The sequence below is a fragment of the Bradyrhizobium paxllaeri genome, assembly GCF_001693515.2.
GTDB classification, from domain to species: Bacteria; Pseudomonadota; Alphaproteobacteria; order Rhizobiales; family Xanthobacteraceae; genus Bradyrhizobium; species Bradyrhizobium paxllaeri.
In genome coordinates this window covers 1398463-1413691 of sequence record NZ_CP042968.1, presented here as the reverse complement: position 1 = coordinate 1413691, position 15229 = coordinate 1398463, and the positions used below count along the sequence as shown (strand labels likewise).

Below are 15229 nucleotides of genomic sequence, written 5' to 3'. Positions count from 1 at the left end.
CGCCATAGGAACCAAGCCGTGGACAGTCTAGTCGAACCCTCGCGACTTGCCGGCATCGAGCCGGGCACCATCTCCATCAGGAACGTCAATCTCTCGCTGGGATCAGGCGCCGCCCGCGTTCATATCCTGAAGGACATCAGCCTTCGTGTGGCATCGGGCGAGGCGATCGGCCTGGTCGGACCGTCGGGTTCGGGCAAGTCGACCTTGCTGATGGTGATGGCGGGGCTGGAGCGCCCTGACAGCGGAGAGGTGGTGGTATCAGGCACGCCGTTCGATGCCCTCGATGAGGATGCGCTGGCCCGCTTCCGCGGCCGCCAGGTCGGCATCGTGTTCCAGTCGTTTCACCTGATCCCGACCATGACGGCGCTGGAAAACGTCGCGGTGCCGCTGGAGCTTGCCGGCAATCCCGACGCGGCGAAGCGCGCAGCAGAGGAACTCGCTTCCGTCGGGCTCGGCGAGCGGCTGCATCATTACCCAACCCAATTGTCCGGCGGCGAGCAGCAGCGCGTGGCGCTCGCCCGCGCGCTGGCGCCCGATCCCGCCATCCTGGTCGCGGACGAACCGACCGGCAATCTCGACGAGACCACCGGCAAGCAGATCGTCGACATGCTGTTCACCAAGCACGCCGAGCGCGGCATGACGCTGGTGCTGGTGACGCATGACAGTTCGCTGGCGCAGCGCTGCGATTGCGTGGTGCGGCTGCGCTCGGGCCGTATCGAGGAACATTCATGAGCACCGTCTGCGAACCAGTCTACCCACGCCGCACGTCCTGGCTGGCTCTCCGCTATGCGCTGCGCGAGTTGCGCGGCGGCTTGCGCGGCTTTTACGTCTTCATTGCCTGCCTCGCGCTCGGTGTAATGGCGATTGCCGGCGTCGGCTCCGTCGCCGCCAGCCTCAGCGGGGGCCTGGAGCGCGAGGGCCGCACCCTGCTTGGCGGCGATGTCGCTTTCTCGCTGATCCAGCGCGAAGCCAAGCCGGAGGAAATCGCCTTCCTGCGCGCGCGGGGGCAGGTTTCGGTGGCAGCCACGCTGCGGGGGATGGCACGGAGCCATGACGGCAAGCTTGCGCTGGTCGAACTCAAGGCGGTCGATGGCAACTACCCGATGCTTGGGGACGTCACGCTCGCGCCAAAACTGCCGATGGCGGACGTCCTAGCCGAGCGCGACGGCGCGTTTGGCGCGGCGGCCGATTCCATGCTGTTGACCCGCCTCGATCTCAAGCTTGGCGACCGCATTACGATAGGCAATGCCACGCTCCAGATTCGCAGCGTGGTCGACGCCGAGCCGGACAAGCTCGCCGGCAGTGTCGGCCTTGGCCCTCGGGTTCTGGTCAGCGACGCGAGCCTGCGCGCCACCGGCTTACTGCAGCCCGGCAGCCTCGTGCGTTGGATCTACCGGCTCAAGCTGCCGGACAACGCGTCCGACGAGCGAGCCGCCACCCAATTGATCGAGAGCGCGCGCAGCGCCCTACCCGAAGCCGGCTGGGAGATCCGCAGCCGCAGCAATGCCTCTCCTCAACTCGAGCGCACCATCAACCGCTTTACGCAGTTCCTGACCCTGGTCGGCCTCGCCGCGCTCCTGGTCGGCGGCGTTGGCGTTGCCAATGCGGTCAAGAGCCACATTGATCGACGACACGATGTCATCGCCTCGTTCAAGGCACTCGGCGCCACCGGGCGCGACGTCTTCCAGATCTATCTGATGCAGGTGATCGTGCTGGCGGGCGTCGGCTCGGTCATCGGGCTGGCCGGCGGCGCGGCCCTGCCATTCGTTATCGTCGGCGTGTTTGGCAAGCTGCTGCTGCTGCCGGTGATCCCTGCCCTGCATCCCGATGAATTGGCGCTGTCGTTCATCTACGGCCTATTGACCGCGCTTGTGTTTGGATTATGGCCGCTCGGCCGCGTGCATGACGTGCCGGTCGCGGCGCTGTTTCGCGAGGTAGTTGCCCGCGAATGGCACCGCCCGCGCTGGAGTTATCTGGCGCTGATGGCCGCGGTGACCGTCCTCCTCGTCACGGTTGCGATCGGGCTCGCCTACGACAAGCGGATCGCTGCCGTGTTCGTCGTGTCCTCAGTCGCGGTGTTTGGGCTGCTGCGTGGTGTCGCCGCCGGTCTGATGGCGCTGGCGCGCCGCCTGCCGCGATCCGACATCACCATGCTGCGGCTGGCGATTGCCAACATCCACCGGCCCGGTGCGTTGACGCCGTCGGTCGTGCTGTCGCTCGGCCTTGGACTGGCGGTGCTCGTCACCATCACCCAGATCGACGGCAATCTGCGCCGGCAGTTTCTCGCCTCGCTGCCGGAGCGGGCGCCGGCGTTCTATTTCCTCGACATACCAAGTTCGGAAGCCGACCGCTTCGGCGCATTCCTCAAGCAGATCATGCCGGCCTCCTCGTTCGAGGACGTGCCGATGCTGCGCGGACGCATTGTCGCGGCCCGTGGCATCAAGGCGGAAGAGCTCAAAGCCTCGCAGGACGCCGAGTGGGTGCTGCAGAGTGACCGCGGCCTGACCTACACCAGCGAGATCCCGAAGGGCTCCAAGATCGTCGAGGGCGAATGGTGGGGGCCTGACTATCAGGGCCCGCCTCTGGTCTCGATGGAGAAGCGGATCGCCGACGGGCTAAAGCTCAAGATTGGTGACGATATCGTGGTCAACGTGCTCGGCCGCGACATTCCGGCTAGGATCGCCAATCTGCGCACCCTCGACTGGCAGGGGCTCGGCGTCAATTTCGTGCTGGTGTTCTCGCCCAACGCGTTCAAGGGCGCGCCGCACACCCATGTCACGACGCTGACCGAGGCACATCCCGACCCGACCAACGATGCCAAGGTCATCAAGCAGGTGGCCGACGCCTTTCCGATGGTAACGAGCGTGCGCATGCGCGAGGCGCTGGAGACCATCGGCACGGTTGTGGTCAACCTGGCGCTGGCGATCCGCGGGGCCAGCGCCGTGACGCTGATCTCGGCGATCCTTGTGCTTGGCGGCGCGCTCGCCGCAGGCCATCACCAGCGGGTCTACGACGCCGTGATCCTGAAGACGCTCGGTGCAACCCGGGCGCGGCTGCTCGGGGCCTATGCGCTGGAATACCTCATGATCGGGTTCGCCACGGCGGTGTTCGGCGTGATCGCCGGCACCATTGCGGCCTGGCTGATCGTGACGCGGCTGATGACGCTGAGTTTCGCATGGCAGGCCGGCAGCGCCGTCGGCGTGGTCGCAGTGGCCCTGATCGTCACGGTGGGGCTCGGGCTCGCCGGCACGTTGTTGGCGTTGAACCAGAAGCCGGCCGGCGTGTTGCGGAATCTGTGACAATTGGTCGTCTCTGATGAACAATCCGCACGTTACGGAAACAGCTACCGCTGAAGCGAGCGTCGTCGCCGATATAGCCGAGGTTGGTGCTCTCACCAGAGACCTGGCGAAACGCTACGAGGGAGTTTTCTCGCATTTTAGGTCTGTCCTGCTCGAAGCCTTGCAGGGGGCGGACACGATGGCGGATGGGGCGCGTTATGCCATGGCAATGACCGAGGCTGCGTCGGCAAGTTTCCGCGAGAGTTTTCCCAATCAGCCTGTCTACGCCTGCAAAAGCGGTTGTGCCGCCTGTTGTCACCTCTTCGTGGCCGTCCCCCCAGGTATTGCCGAGGTGATCGCAGCCCATATCGCGGTGACCTTTTCGCCGACGGAGCGAACTGCATTGGTGACACGTCTTAATGAGGCTGCCGCCGCTGCTGCGGAGGTGGAGGATCCGGTAAGGCTTCGAAGGCGGTGTCCGTTGCTGGGCGAGGACAACCGATGTTCGGTTTACGAGGTCAGGCCGCTGACTTGCCGAGCCTTCACCTCGACGTCAGTTTCGCGTTGCCAGCAGATCGTATTCGATCCGGCCTTCGCAACGGCCGGTGTTGAGCAAAACCCGGCGCTATATCGCATCCACATGGAGGCGACGGTCGCACTTCAGGAAACGGCGCGTCGTCGCGGCCTGCCTGCCGACCAAAAGGGCTTGGCGCGTGCGTTGTTGAACGTCTTCATGGAGCTTCCATAGATTCCGAGCCGACGGATATACGCTGCTTGTCGGCGCAACGGGCGCCATGGTCGTTGGCCCCGCCATCGGCGCGCCGGCGTCCTATGAAACTTTGGCCGACTTCCAGCCCGTCGGCATGCTCGGGACGTCTCCGCTCTTGCTCGTGGTAAATGCCGAGTCGCCGCACAAGACCCTGAAGGATCTGGTCGCTTGGTCGAAGGCCAATCCATCGACGGCAAACTATGCAAGCGCTTCGCCAACCTTCACGCTGGCAGCCGAGCTGTTGAAGCTGCGATCCGGAGCTGGGAGCTGCCCGACGTGCCGACCATGGCCGAAGCTGGTATCACAGGCGCTGAAGCGGCTTTCTGGACAGGTCTCTTCGTGCCCAAGAGCACGCCGACAGAAGCTGTAAGCCGACTGGAAGCGAGGTGCGAACTGCGATGCAGGATGCAGACGTCAGGCAAAAGCTGCGGTCGCTGGCAACGGATGCGGTAAGCAGTTCGCCAGCCGAATTTACCGACCGCATCAAGGAGGACTTGAAGGCATGGAGCGATGTGGCGAAGGTAGCGAATGTTACCTTCAATTGAAGCCGAAGTGCTCCGCCAACGTCACCCATCGCTATGGGTGCGATGTTCACGACGAGGTGCATTCACCACGCGTAGCGTAACGCGAAGTCGCTTATCCGACGCTCTGAAGCGTGCGCTACTCGGGCGACTCGCGGTCCGGATGGCGCCTCCGTCATCGCCTGCCGGACGCCGACGGCAGGGCACGGATCGGCCCAATAAAAAACACAGCCTGCCGATGAAATCACCCGATTCCAAATATCTTATCGATGCTCCTGCATTCTCAGAGCAACATGGTCGCGAATGGCCGACGAACAAGACCACAGATTTTTATCCCTCCGCAATCAATCTACAACGATCCCCCTTCAACACCTCCGATATGCGGTTGTTTGCGCGGAGTATGGAAGCTTCCGGCGGGCTGCAGAAGCGTTGTTGACGCAGCAATCAACTCTGAGCCGCTGCATTCGGGAACTCGAGGAATCAATAGGCGTGATTGTGTTCGAGCGGTCGAGCGGCGGCGTCTGCGCCACGTCGGCCGGCCGGGATTTTCTCCGAGCGGCGCGGTCGATTCTCGAACAAATGGATGCGCTGGTTACGACGGCCAAGTCTAACGGACGCGGCGAGGCTGGGCGGCTGTCTGTGGGATTCTATACATCGCTGTCGGCCGGCAATTTACGAGCGACCTTGGTAGATTTCAGGCAGCGGTGCCCACAGGTCGCACTTGGCATGGTCGAAAGGTCCCGGATGCGCCTCGTCACCGCCTTAAAGAATGGCGCTATCGACGTTGTCATCGCGACCGACGGGGGACACGTCTTTGACAGCAACGCCTTGCCGCTGTGGAGCGAGCGCGTCCTGGTGGCCTTGCCTGAGGGACATCAACTGGCTGGGAGGAAGGCGATCTACTGGACCGATCTGCGGAATGAGACGGTCCTTCTCAGCCATTATGACCCGGGACGAGAACTTGAGGATCTCTTGTTGGCGAAGCTGATCTCGACAGCAGACCGTCCCAAGATCGAACGCCATGACGTTAGCAGAGGTATCATCAAGACCCTCATATCCATAGGATTCGGTGTCAGTTTGGTGGCCGAGTCCGACATCGGCGTCACTTTTGCGGGCCTCGCTTATCGAGAGGTACGAGACGGCACGGGGCCGAGTCAGGTCAATTATTCAGCACACTGGCGCAAGGACAATGACAATCCGGCGCTGGCAAACTTCCTCAAATTGTTGAGCGAGCGCTATCCCTTGCCTTGCGCAGGCTGACCCTTGCGGCGGGTCTTTGCAAAGGCCCGGTCGGTTGCCATGAATCGCGCCAGCATTGGTGCGACCAGCTTTGCTGGATCCGAGATCGACTGCCCGGTTCGCGGGCAAGCATGTCGATGTAGGCCGCAAGGTCGCTATGGACATCGGCCGGTAATTCCACGGTGAGCTTTACCGGCTTGTCATCGGCGATGGCGCCGAGCTTCAGCTTTGCCATTTTTTCAGCCTCTGTATGGTTCGAGCACGAGGTCGCGATTGACGATTACCCGCACCGGAAAGCCCGGCCGGATTGTCAGCGTCGGCTGGATGTTGAGATTGCGCCGAACGATCTGCTGACCGGTCTGGTTCAGGGCCCCTGCCCCACGGCGAAGGGCCTGCAGAATAGCGCTGTTTCCGTTGCCAGCATCCGAACCGGATCCAAGTTCGGCTCCTACACCAAGCAAAGTCGACAGCAACGCCGCCTTGAACAGCTCGCCCCAGTGAAGATCGACCTCGTCGTGAAGCCCAGCATAGCCTGCGGTATCGGCACCCGGCTGGCGCTCAAGGACGATCGATCGGCCGTTCGGCATGATCAGGCGGGTCCAGACCAGGAGCACGCGTGACTGTCCATGTGTAACGTGGCTATCGTAGATTCCTATCAGCCGCGCACCCTGGGGCACCAACAAAGTTTGACCGGACAACGTATCAAATAGCGGTTCGGTCACATGCGCCACGATCTGTCCGGGTAGATCGGAGCGGATGCCCGTAATAAGGGCCGCCGAAATCACAGACCCTGCTTGGACGAGATAACGCGAAGCTGGCTTCGCCACACGGTCAGGGCTCGTGGTCCGCCGATCGACGGCAGCGCTAACAAAAGCGAGCTTGCGGTCCTGTCCATTCTGGGCAAACGCCTCATCGGACGGTGATGCGGCATTTGAGGTCGTCTCGGGAGTCGCTGCCGCCGGTGGCCGAACATTCGTCGCCGCAAATACTTTGCTGGTACGCGCGGCCTCGCTTTCCTGGCTCATCCGCTGTTGCTCCGGATCGATCGCAAGCGGCCCGGACTGGGCCTGGGCCGCAACGATGGGGCGACCGAGATCACCCGGCAATGGCGGCCCGAGGCGCGGCACCTCGCGCGGAATGCCCGCATAGTCGCGCGGCAGCCCGACAAGGCCGTCGGCCACATTGTGGTGATCGGTGCTGTACAGCTCTTCGGAAGCTGGACCACGCGTGCGATTCTGCTGCAGGGCCCACAGCACGGCTCCGGAAACGAGAACGAGCGCGAGTGCCGTGCCCCCGGCCAATACCTTACGCGACAGGCGTGTCACGGGCAGCCGTTCTGGACGCAGGCGCAGTGAGCTGGCTATCTCCGCAGCACTCTTCGGCGAGGTAGAACCATGACTACCGGCACCAGTCGTTTGGTTATCGGTCACGACGGCCTCCCGTCGCTTCGGATGATTCGGACCTTTTGCTGAGAGTCACCACCAAGTCGCAGCTCGGCCGCCGCAAACAGCCGATCGACGATCAGCACGTTACGATAGGTTCGGTAGTTGACGATCTCGGAATTGCCGTCCGGACCGATGGCAAACAGCGGAGGCATTTCTCCCTGAACGATGCCGGGTGAGAACTCGATAAAGACCTTGCGGCCATCGTCATAGACGCCGATCGGCCGCCAAGGCGGATTGTCGCCCTCGAAGGTGTAGCGATAGCGCCGCTGAGAAGGCTCGGGGAGAACTGGCGTCGGGGAAACAGCTCGGGCACGGCCGGCCCTGTCCTCGGGATAGAACCAGGCGACTGATGGCATGTAAGGTTTTTCACGCGAGCGCAGCTCGATGAGATAGGTGCGACGGTCGGTATTGACCACGAGGTTGGTCTCAATCGAAGGCCGCGTCGGCTTGACCATGATGTGGACACGTCTGGTATCGCCGCTTCCGCTTTCGGTGTCGCCAACGACCCAGCGCACGGTGTCGCCAGCCGATACCGGCCCCGAACCCGTGAGCTGCTCGCCGGGCTCGAGTGCGATATCGGTGATCTGTCCGGGGCTCGCGTAGATCTGATAGAGGGCGCCGGGACTAAAAGTGAAGACCTGAACGGCATTGAAGTAGCCGGCGCTACGCGGCTCGACTCGCGCAGCGTCATTGGCGGTCTCGATCCGCGCAATAGGCTCCTTTGCCTCAACGTTTCCCTTCTTGCCTCCCTTCGCCGGCGTCCAGGACGGCGGAACGTGCAGAGATCGCGGACGATCCTCCGCCAGCGATGGCGGACTGGGAAGTGGCGGGACATCGTCGTCGTAGCTGATCTGCGGCGGCTTGACGGTGGTACAGCCGCTGAATGCCAATATGCAGACAAGCAGAATCGGGCCCATGACGTTGCGCGCACTCGGCCTGGTAACTCCAATAAACTGCATGCTCACTGCCCAAGCTCCTTTGACCAATTGATGGCGTTGACATAGATCCCGAGCGGGTTCTTGCGCAGGCGTTTGGCATTACGCGGGGTTTCGATCACGATGGTGAGGATGGCAGTCCAACGCTCGGTGGCGGTAAGCTGGCCATTGTCGTAGCGGCGCTCGATCCAGGCGACCCGAAAGCTTTCCGGCGAGGCACGGATGACGCTGGATATTTCCACTGCGATCTGCAGTTTGCCGAGTTTGGCAAAGGGATCGTTGACGCGGGCGTGGTCATTGAGGGCGGCTGCGCCGCGATCGGTCGTAAAGTCGTAGGCGCGCAGCCAGTCCTGACGCAGCACGATGGCATCGGCCGACAGCCCGCGCACGTTCTCGATGAAGCGTGCCAAATGAAAGGCGATCTGCGGATCGGTCGGCTGATAGAAGCGATTGGGAGGGCTAACCGCCTCTGCCTTGCCGAGACGATCGACCTCAATGACCCAGGGCGTAATGCTTCCCTGTGTGGATTGCCAGATGAGACCTGACGCAAGTCCTGCCGACAGGATCAGAGAACCGAAGGCTATAAGTCGCCAGTTTTTGGCCTGCACCAGCGCCGAGCCGATGCGCTCGTCCCACGCTTGCGCCGCTTTCTGGTAGGGCGTTACGGGCGCGGGCGTGCGGCCATAATGAACGGATGGTCGTTTGAACATCACTTCCCTCCTTCGGAGAGATCGACAGAGGCGCCTCCTCCACCATGGTCTGCAGTGCGAACGACGTTGGTAGCGGTCGACGCCCCGTGACTCATGGTCTGCATGAGCTTCATGCGTCTGGCCGAGCTGGACTGACTGTCCGGAGGTGAGGAACTTGCCGCTGGCTGGGCTGCGCCGGCTTCACTGGCAGCGCCACCAGTTGATGCCGAGCCGCTTGCAGAATTTGCCGCGGCGCGACGAAGCGGGCTCGTCATCGCAGACGCGGCGGCATCCGCGACGCCGGACAAACCACCCGCCCTGAACGTCCCGCTCGCGCTACCCGCTAGCGCCGCAGTCCCGCGCGCCGCACCGCCGAGTGCACCGACGCTTCCAGCAGCCAGGCCCGCTCCGGCCACCACGACCCCGCCGGCAGCCAACCCCGTGCCCGCGGCGGCTCCGGCGCCAAGTTGCGGGCCGCCGGACACGATGCCATTGGCGATGCCGGGCCCAAAGATCCCTAAGCCCAGAAGCGCTAACGCGGCCAGCACCAGGGCCATGGCATCGTCAATGCCGACCTGTGCGCCGGCCGAGCTAACGGTAAACTGTGAGAACAACGTCGAGCCGATGCCGACGATCACGGCAAGCACCATGACCTTGACGCCTGACGAGATGACGTTGCCGAGTACGCGCTCGGCGGCGAAGGCTGTCTTACCAAACAGGCCGAAGGGGATCAGGACGAAGCCCGCGAGGGTCGTCAGCTTGAATTCAATCAGGGTGACAAAAAGCTGAATTGCCAAAATGAAGAAGGCGAGCAGCACGATCACCCAGGCAAACAGCAGCACCACGATCTGGATGAAATTCTCGAAGAAGCTGACATAGCCCATCAAGCCTGAGATCGATTCCAGCATCGGCCTTCCCGCATCGATGCCGACCTGCGCGATCCGGCCCGGGCGCAAGAAATCCGCTGACGACAGCGCAGAGCCCGATGCCTTCAGGCCCAGACCGGCAAAACTCTCAAAAACGATGCGAGCGAGGTTATTCCAGTTGCCGATCAGATAGGCGAACACGCCGACGAACAGCGTCTTCTTCACGAGGCGGGCGATGATGTCTTCGTCGGTGCCCCAGGCCCAGAAAAGAGCGGCGAGCGCAATATCGATCGCGGCGAGCGTGGTTGCGAGGAAGGCGACTTCGTTGCCAAGCAACCCAAAGCCAGAGTCGATATAGCGGGTAAAGGTTTCCAGAAATCGGTCGATGACGCCGGTGCCACCCATGGAATCACTCGCGTTCGGGTGTTGGAACGGGCGGCCAGCCCTGGGGGAGACGATCGGGATGCTTGGGCTGCATCAACGACGGTATCGGGCTGTTTGGCTGAGCATCGGCGGAAGTAACGCCCGGTGGTTTCCTTGATCCAAGGAAGCGACGGCGGTTCTCCGCCCAAATCAGACGGCACTCCTGGAGTTGTGCCACCTGCTCGGAGGTGACCTTCCGGCAGCGTTCGAGCTCGGCGGCAAGGCTACTGGCTACACGGGATGCCGACGATCCAGCAGCCAGTGGACCGTCAGTGTCGCCGCGGAGCTGGATTGTGCAAGCTGCGGCCGAGAGGACGGAGACGATGGCTGCTGTGAACACGAACATTCCCCGCCTGAATCCACCACGCCTGCTCATTGATGAAACATCCGCACGCTTGAAGGCTGATAGCCGCGACCGGATGCCAGAAAGCGGCGAAGCTGCTCCCTGCCCTGGTCCTGAGCAGCGGTGCGCTGAGCCGTTTCGAGATTTTGCGCCCGTCCCTGTGCGGCAACTGCTGCTGTAAGATCGGCGAGTTGCTGCGCCTGCAGACCAAGGAGCTGATTCCCGGCCTGACTGGCCTGCAGCGCGCCGGTCGCGCCCTGGCTTGAGCTGACGAGGGCCGACATCTCTTTGCGATGGGCATCGAGATTGCCGACCACGGTCGCCTGAATGCGCATAGCATCCTGCAAGCCCGCCACCGAATTTTGCCAGCGTGTCTGAGCATTCGCGATCAGCGCTTGATCTGACGCGTTCGTCGATGCTGGCGCATAGGTCGTCGAGAAAGCTCGATCGACCTGCTTGATGTCGTAGGCAATGAGCTGGGCCTGGGCGAGAAGTTGCTGGGTTCGCTGGATGGATTGTTCGAGCTGCTGCAGCGAGGAATACGGCAGACTGGCGAGATTTCTGGCTTGGTTGATCAACATCTGGGCTTGATTCTGCAGCGATGTGATCTGGTTGTTGATCTGCTGCAGCTCACGCGCGGCCGTGAGCACGTTTTGCGCGTAATTGTTGGGATCGAATACGATCAATTGGGCCGAGGTGGACGAGACCGCGCCGACGATTGCAATGGCGATGGCGCTCGCCGCAGTGAGGTACCGGAAATGCTTCATGACAAACCTTCCTGCACTCTGAGACCCGGAATGAGATCGGCGGCCCAACCCAGCCCACGCTCGGCGAGCCAACCCATGACGAACCCCTCGCGGCCATGTTCGGCGAGAACCCGCTCGATCATTGCCTGGTCGGACTTTGAGGAAGCCGCAGTGAAGGCGAGCGCGAATTCATCTAGACCCAGCTCGAACAAGCGATTGCCGCGCCGGGATTGGCAGTAGTAATCGCGCTTGGGCGTGGCGCGCGCGAGGATCTCGATCTGCCGGTCATTGAGACCGAAGCGCCGGTAGATGGAAGTTATCTGCGGCTCGATCGCCCGCTCGTTCGGCAGGAGCAGTCGCGTCGGACAGCTTTCGATGATGGCAGGCGCAATCTCGGAGCCGTCGATATCCGAGAGCGATTGCGTGGCGAAGACGACGGAGGCATTCTTCTTCCGCAGCGTCTTCAGCCATTCGCGGATCTGGCCGGCAAACCCTTCGTCGTCGAGCGCGAGCCAACCTTCGTCGATAATGAGTAGCGTCGGCCTCCCATCGAGTTGACCTTCGATACGGTGGAAGAGATAGGCGAGCACAGCGGGTGCGGCACCGGTCCCGATCAAGCCCTCGGTTTCGAACGCCTGGACTGAAGTTGTTCCAAGCCGTTCGGTCTCGGCATCGAGCAAGCGCCCGAAGGGGCCACCGAGGCAGTAGGGTTGGAGAGCCCTTTTCAGGCTCTGGGACTGCAGCAGCACGGACAAACCGGTCAGCGTCCGTTCGCCGTGAGGTGCCGAAGCCAACGATGACAACGCCGACCAAAGATGGTCCTTAGCTTCAGGCGTGATGTCGATCTTTTCGCGGGTGAGAATGGTTGCGACCCATTCCGCCGCCCAGCCGCGCTCGGTCGCATCGTCGATCATGGCCAGCGGCTGCAGCGCGACCGGCTCGGAGGCGCTATCCGACAGCGCGCCGCCGAGATCGTGCCAATCGCCCTTCATGGCAAGCGCCGCTGCCCGGATCGACCCGCCGAAGTCGAACGCAAAGATCTGGGAGGAGGGATATCGGCGGAATTGCAGCGCCATCAGCGCGAGCAGCACGGATTTGCCCGCACCGGTCGGACCGACCACCAGCGTATGTCCGACGTCCCCGACGTGGAGAGAGAACCGGAACGGCGTTGATCCTTCCGTCCGCGCAAAGAATAGTGGCGGCGCACCGAGATGGACGTCCCTCGCCGGCCCGGCCCAAACCGCGGACAACGGGATCATATGGGCGATGTTCAGAGTCGAGACTGGGGGCTGGCGGACGTTGGCATAGACGTGGCCCGGCAACGAGCCCAGCCAGGCATCGACGGCGTTGACGGTCTCCACCATGCAGGTGAAGTCGCGTCCCTGAACGACCTTCTCGACCAGGCGCAACCGTTCATCCGCGACGTGCGGATTCTCGTCCCAGACTGTAATCGTTGCTGTGACGAAGGCTTCGCCGACTAGGTCCGAACCCAGTTCCTGCAACGCGGCATCGGCGTCAATTGCCTTGTTGCTGGCATCGGTGTCGATCAGCGACGAAGCCTCGTTGGTCATCACCTCTTTCAGGATTGCGGCAACGGATTTGCGCTTGGCGAACCACTGCCGCCTGATCCTGGTCAAGAGTTTCGTCGCGTCAGCCTTGTCGAGCATGATCGCGCGGGTCGACCAGCGATAGGAGAACGCAAGCCGATTGAGGTCGTCCAGGATTCCCGGGGTGGTCGCGGTTGGGAACCCGACGATCGTGAGCACCCGCAGGTGTTGGTCGCCTAGCATTGGCTCAAGCCCACCCATCAGGGGCTCGTCCGCCAACAGCGCATCGAGATACATGGGAATCTCGGGAACGCGGACGCGCTGTATCTTGGTCGAGACGCAGGCATGCAGGTACGTCAGGGTCTCGCCGTCATCGAGCCACCGGCACGCCGGCATGAACCCTTCGACCAATTGCAGCACGCGGTCGGTCCGATCGACAAAGCCGCGCAATACCTGGTGGGCGCCGGCAGCCTCCCCGCGCTCAGGTCCCTCATAAAGGAGGCGCTCGGCGCGCGCCGCATCTTCGGCCGGCGGCAGATACAAGAAGGTGAGGAAATGGGCTGACTCGTAGTGAGCACCCTCCTCCTCGAATTGCGCCCGGCGCTCGGCATCGACCAGCGCCGATGCCACGTCTGGGCAACTGCTCGGTGGATAGGCGTTCGATGAATACCTCTGCGCTTCAACAAACACCGCCCAGCCGGATCCGAGGCGCCTCAAAGCGTTATTGAGGCGGCCGGCAACCGCAACAAGTTCTGCTGGAACAGAGGAATCAAGATCTGGCCCGCGAAAGCGCGCGGTCCTCTGAAACGATCCATCCTTGTTGAGGATGATGCCTTCGTCGACCAGTGCGGCCCATGGCAGGAAATCCGCAAGATGTGTAGTGGAGCGGCGGTATTCGGCAAGGTTCATCATTGGTTGCTCACACATTCAGATGGGTTGGGGTGCGCAGATGGCGTCTTGCAGTCTCGACAAAGAGCGGATCGCGCTTCGCGGCCCAGACGGCAGCGGCATGACCGATTGCCCAGATCAGTAGGCCCGCGATCCACAGCCGAAGGCCGAGGCCGAGCGCAGCGGCAACGGTGCCGTTGACGATGGCGATCGCCCGCGGCGCACCGCCCAGCAGGATCGGTTCGGTCAGCGCACGATGCACAGGAATTGCAAAACCTTCAACCGGCCCGTCCATCAGATCAGCACTCCGCCGCCGAATGAGAAGAATGCCAGGAAGAAGCTCGACGCTGCGAACGCGATCGATAGACCGAACACGATCTGGATCAGGCGCCGGAAGCCGCCCGAAGTGTCGCCGAAGGCGAGCGTAAGGCCCGTAACGATGATGATGATCACGGCGAGAATCTTAGCGACGGGCCCCTCGACCGACTGCAGTATCTGGTTAAGCGGCTGCTCCCACGGCATGTTGGAGCCAGCGGCCTCTGCAGTGGGCGAGATCGCCACGGAGCTGAGAGCTATCAGCCCGCTTCTCAATGTGACGGCGTTCATGAAGGGTCTCCTGCGGGTGAAATGAGGTAGTCGCCCTCGGTGGTCAGGCCATCGACGCGCGCGAGTTCTGTCAGCCGACGGTCTGCGCCGCGGCCGGAGAGAACCGCAATCACGTCGATGGTCTCCGCGATCAGCGCCCGCGGCACGGTGATGACGGCTTCCTGGATAAGCTGTTCGAGGCGGCGAAGGGCACCAAGCGCCGTGCCCGCGTGAATGGTGCCGACGCCACCGGGATGGCCGGTGCCCCAGGCCTTGAGAAGGTCGAGCGCCTCGGCCCCTCTCACCTCACCGATCGGGATTCGGTCGGGGCGTAGCCGGAGCGAGGAGCGCACGAGGTCGGACAGCGAGGCGACACCATCCTTGGTGCGTAGCGCCACGAGGTTAGCCGACTTGCATTGGAGTTCGCGCGTATCCTCGATTAACACGACGCGATCTGCCGTTTTTGCAATCTCGGCCAGCAGCGCATTGGTCAGTGTGGTCTTGCCGGTCGAGGTACCGCCGGCCACGAGAATGTTTTGACGTGTTCGGACAGCGTTCCGGAGCTCTTCAGCCTGGACGTCTGTCATGATGCCGGCGGCGGCATAATCGTCGAGCGTGAACACGGCGACCGCCGGCTTGCGGATGGCAAACGCAGGTGCGGTCACGACGGGCGGCAGCAGCCCCTCAAAACGCTCTCCCGTCTCGGGTAATTCGGCCGAGACGCGGGGACTTGCCGGATGAACCTCGGCGCCGACGTGATGGGCAACCAGCCGCACGATACGCTCGCCGTCGGCTGCCGCGAGGCGCTCGCCGGTATCCGCCAGGCCCCCTGCCAACCGATCGACCCAAAGCCGGCCATCGGGATTGAGCATAACCTCGACGATCCCAGCGTCTTCGAGCCAGGCCGCTATCGCCGGTCCGAGCGCGGTGTGCAACATGCGTGCACCACGCGAGG

General features: G+C 62.8%; 17 protein-coding genes and 1 pseudogene. 7 read left to right on the top strand and 11 right to left on the bottom strand.

The window, feature by feature from the left end:
* The first annotated feature begins 18 nt into the window (after nucleotides 1-18).
* The 7 genes from LMTR21_RS06665 (at nucleotide 19) to LMTR21_RS06640 (ending at nucleotide 5828) form a co-directional block, all read left to right on the top strand.
* Nucleotides 19-732, top strand: a complete 714-nt coding sequence (locus LMTR21_RS06665; RefSeq protein WP_065755810.1) for an ABC transporter ATP-binding protein — start codon at nucleotides 19-21, stop codon at nucleotides 730-732.
* The gene (locus LMTR21_RS06660) at nucleotides 729-3299 is read left to right on the top strand and encodes an ABC transporter permease (protein WP_065755809.1); all 2571 of its coding nucleotides are present in this window, start codon (nucleotides 729-731) and stop codon (nucleotides 3297-3299) included. The genes LMTR21_RS06665 and LMTR21_RS06660 overlap by 4 nt, the downstream gene beginning before the upstream one ends.
* 16 nt (nucleotides 3300-3315) lie before the next feature.
* Nucleotides 3316-4026: a YkgJ family cysteine cluster protein gene (locus tag LMTR21_RS06655; RefSeq protein ID WP_065755808.1), complete on the top strand. Its 711-nt coding sequence runs from the start codon at nucleotides 3316-3318 to the stop codon at nucleotides 4024-4026.
* 46 nt (nucleotides 4027-4072) lie between these two features.
* Entirely contained in the window at nucleotides 4073-4417 is a 345-nt protein-coding gene (locus LMTR21_RS41755; RefSeq protein ID WP_065755807.1) for a tripartite tricarboxylate transporter substrate-binding protein, read from the top strand.
* Entirely contained in the window at nucleotides 4348-4500 is a 153-nt protein-coding gene (locus LMTR21_RS41750) for a hypothetical protein (RefSeq protein ID WP_430642577.1), read from the top strand. The genes LMTR21_RS41755 and LMTR21_RS41750 overlap by 70 nt, the downstream gene beginning before the upstream one ends.
* Nucleotides 4446-4592 (top strand): hypothetical protein, encoded by a 147-nt coding sequence (locus tag LMTR21_RS39935; RefSeq protein WP_187399437.1) that lies wholly within the window; start codon nucleotides 4446-4448, stop codon nucleotides 4590-4592. The genes LMTR21_RS41750 and LMTR21_RS39935 overlap by 55 nt, the downstream gene beginning before the upstream one ends.
* A 279-nt stretch (nucleotides 4593-4871) precedes the next feature.
* Complete coding sequence (locus LMTR21_RS06640) at nucleotides 4872-5828, top strand: LysR family transcriptional regulator (protein ID WP_065755806.1); 957 nt, start codon at nucleotides 4872-4874, stop codon at nucleotides 5826-5828.
* Here LMTR21_RS06640 and LMTR21_RS06635 read toward each other — a convergent pair.
* From LMTR21_RS06635 to trbB, 11 genes and pseudogenes are all read right to left on the bottom strand, one after another.
* Nucleotides 5804-6042 (bottom strand): annotated as a pseudogene (locus LMTR21_RS06635) (DUF2274 domain-containing protein). The gene LMTR21_RS06640 and the pseudogene LMTR21_RS06635 sit on opposite strands and share 25 nt — an antisense overlap.
* A gap of 4 nt (nucleotides 6043-6046) precedes the next feature.
* On the bottom strand, nucleotides 6047-7171 hold the full coding sequence (locus tag LMTR21_RS06630) for a TraB/TrbI/VirB10 family type IV secretion system protein (protein ID WP_246175686.1): 1125 nt from the start codon (nucleotides 7169-7171) through the stop codon (nucleotides 6047-6049).
* Between the two features lie 62 nt (nucleotides 7172-7233).
* Nucleotides 7234-8169, bottom strand: coding sequence for a P-type conjugative transfer protein TrbG (gene trbG, locus LMTR21_RS06625; RefSeq protein WP_246175685.1), 936 nt, complete (start codon nucleotides 8167-8169; stop codon nucleotides 7234-7236).
* Between the two features lie 44 nt (nucleotides 8170-8213).
* Nucleotides 8214-8897 carry a conjugal transfer protein TrbF gene (gene trbF / locus LMTR21_RS06620; RefSeq protein ID WP_065755803.1) on the bottom strand — a complete coding sequence of 228 codons (684 nt, stop codon included), beginning with the start codon at nucleotides 8895-8897 and terminating at the stop codon, nucleotides 8214-8216.
* Entirely contained in the window at nucleotides 8897-10147 is a 1251-nt protein-coding gene (gene trbL, locus LMTR21_RS06615) for a P-type conjugative transfer protein TrbL (RefSeq protein WP_065755802.1), read from the bottom strand. The genes trbF and trbL overlap by 1 nt, the downstream gene beginning before the upstream one ends.
* A 4-nt stretch (nucleotides 10148-10151) precedes the next feature.
* On the bottom strand, nucleotides 10152-10511 hold the full coding sequence (gene trbK-alt / locus LMTR21_RS41745; protein WP_187399317.1) for a putative entry exclusion protein TrbK-alt: 360 nt from the start codon (nucleotides 10509-10511) through the stop codon (nucleotides 10152-10154).
* Between the two features lie 26 nt (nucleotides 10512-10537).
* A complete protein-coding gene (gene trbJ / locus LMTR21_RS06605) occupies nucleotides 10538-11275 on the bottom strand; it encodes a P-type conjugative transfer protein TrbJ (RefSeq protein WP_065755801.1) in 738 nt (245 codons plus the stop codon).
* Nucleotides 11272-13713: a conjugal transfer protein TrbE gene (trbE, locus tag LMTR21_RS06600; RefSeq protein ID WP_065755800.1), complete on the bottom strand. Its 2442-nt coding sequence runs from the start codon at nucleotides 13711-13713 to the stop codon at nucleotides 11272-11274. The genes trbJ and trbE overlap by 4 nt, the downstream gene beginning before the upstream one ends.
* 7 nt (nucleotides 13714-13720) lie before the next feature.
* Entirely contained in the window at nucleotides 13721-13984 is a 264-nt protein-coding gene (locus tag LMTR21_RS06595; RefSeq protein ID WP_065755799.1) for a VirB3 family type IV secretion system protein, read from the bottom strand.
* Nucleotides 13984-14295: a TrbC/VirB2 family type IV secretion system protein gene (locus LMTR21_RS06590; protein WP_065755798.1), complete on the bottom strand. Its 312-nt coding sequence runs from the start codon at nucleotides 14293-14295 to the stop codon at nucleotides 13984-13986. Before LMTR21_RS06590 ends, LMTR21_RS06595 begins: the two co-directional genes overlap by 1 nt.
* A complete protein-coding gene (trbB, locus tag LMTR21_RS06585; protein ID WP_065755797.1) occupies nucleotides 14292-15212 on the bottom strand; it encodes a P-type conjugative transfer ATPase TrbB in 921 nt (306 codons plus the stop codon). Before trbB ends, LMTR21_RS06590 begins: the two co-directional genes overlap by 4 nt.
* Between the last annotated feature and the right edge of the window lie 17 nt (nucleotides 15213-15229).

Bases quoted from the DNA above. Each gene is read 5' to 3' on its own strand.
- LMTR21_RS06660 (WP_065755809.1), top strand. From the start codon at position 729: ATGAGCACCGTCTGCGAACCAGTCTACCCACGCCGCACGTCCTGGCTG.
- LMTR21_RS06655 (WP_065755808.1), top strand. From the start codon at position 3,316: ATGAACAATCCGCACGTTACGGAAACAGCTACCGCTGAAGCGAGCGTC.
- LMTR21_RS41755 (WP_065755807.1), top strand. From the start codon at position 4,073: ATGGTCGTTGGCCCCGCCATCGGCGCGCCGGCGTCCTATGAAACTTTG.
- LMTR21_RS39935 (WP_187399437.1), top strand. From the start codon at position 4,446: ATGCAGGATGCAGACGTCAGGCAAAAGCTGCGGTCGCTGGCAACGGAT.
- LMTR21_RS06640 (WP_065755806.1), top strand. From the start codon at position 4,872: ATGGCCGACGAACAAGACCACAGATTTTTATCCCTCCGCAATCAATCT.
- trbG (WP_246175685.1), bottom strand. From the start codon at position 8,169: ATGGGCCCGATTCTGCTTGTCTGCATATTGGCATTCAGCGGCTGTACC.
- trbF (WP_065755803.1), bottom strand. From the start codon at position 8,897: ATGTTCAAACGACCATCCGTTCATTATGGCCGCACGCCCGCGCCCGTA.
- trbL (WP_065755802.1), bottom strand. From the start codon at position 10,147: ATGGGTGGCACCGGCGTCATCGACCGATTTCTGGAAACCTTTACCCGC.
- trbK-alt (WP_187399317.1), bottom strand. From the start codon at position 10,511: ATGTTCGTGTTCACAGCAGCCATCGTCTCCGTCCTCTCGGCCGCAGCT.
- trbJ (WP_065755801.1), bottom strand. From the start codon at position 11,275: ATGAAGCATTTCCGGTACCTCACTGCGGCGAGCGCCATCGCCATTGCA.
- trbE (WP_065755800.1), bottom strand. From the start codon at position 13,713: ATGATGAACCTTGCCGAATACCGCCGCTCCACTACACATCTTGCGGAT.
- LMTR21_RS06595 (WP_065755799.1), bottom strand. From the start codon at position 13,984: ATGGACGGGCCGGTTGAAGGTTTTGCAATTCCTGTGCATCGTGCGCTG.
- LMTR21_RS06590 (WP_065755798.1), bottom strand. From the start codon at position 14,295: ATGAACGCCGTCACATTGAGAAGCGGGCTGATAGCTCTCAGCTCCGTG.
- trbB (WP_065755797.1), bottom strand. From the start codon at position 15,212: ATGTTGCACACCGCGCTCGGACCGGCGATAGCGGCCTGGCTCGAAGAC.